This is a genomic window from Clostridioides sp. ZZV14-6153 (assembly GCF_020657855.1).
GTDB lineage: Bacteria > Bacillota > Clostridia > Peptostreptococcales > Peptostreptococcaceae > Clostridioides.
Genome location: NZ_JAGWCZ010000049.1, coordinates 1 through 598, shown reverse-complemented (window position 1 = coordinate 598; position 598 = coordinate 1). Strand labels below are relative to the sequence as shown.

Below are 598 nucleotides of genomic sequence, written 5' to 3'. Positions count from 1 at the left end.
TTCAATCCAACATCTACACCTATTTTCTTATCAATAGTTTTTAGTTTCTCTATTTCAGTTTCTGCTAATATAGAAATATAATATCTATTACCTGGTGTTCTCGATATAGTACAACTCTTTATTTCTCCATCAAACATTCTATGTTGTTTTATCCTAACCATCGATTTTAGTTTAGGTAATTTTATATATCCATTTTCAATCCTTACAGTACCTTTTTGGTTGTTAGTAGTATAACTATGATAGTTTATTTTCTTAGATTTGAATTTAGGAAAACCTACTGATTTATCTCTAAAAAAGTTTTTGTAGGCTTTATCTAAATTCATTTGTTCATTTGCTAGTGCTAAACTATCAACTTCTTTTAGGAACTCATATTCCTTTTTGTACTGTGCAGGTGTAGGATATTTTATTTTCTTAATATCTAAGTCCTTGTTTTCCTCATATGCTTTAATCCTATCGGATAACATAAGATTATATATAAGTCTGCTACATCCAAAAGTTTTAGCAAAATATTCTTTTTGTTCGCTATTTGGATATAATCTATATTTATATGCTCTTAGCATATTATCCCTACTTTCCTTGATTTTCTATGTATTGTTTT

1 protein-coding gene is annotated in these 598 nt (G+C 27.3%); it reads right to left on the bottom strand.

Going from position 1 to position 598, the window contains the following annotated elements; translation table 11 throughout:
• Window positions 1–560 (bottom strand): RNA-guided endonuclease TnpB family protein (locus KGF46_RS19755; protein WP_227862252.1); only part of this gene is annotated, 560 nt, incomplete at its 3' end.
• Between the last annotated feature and the right edge of the window lie 38 nt (window positions 561–598).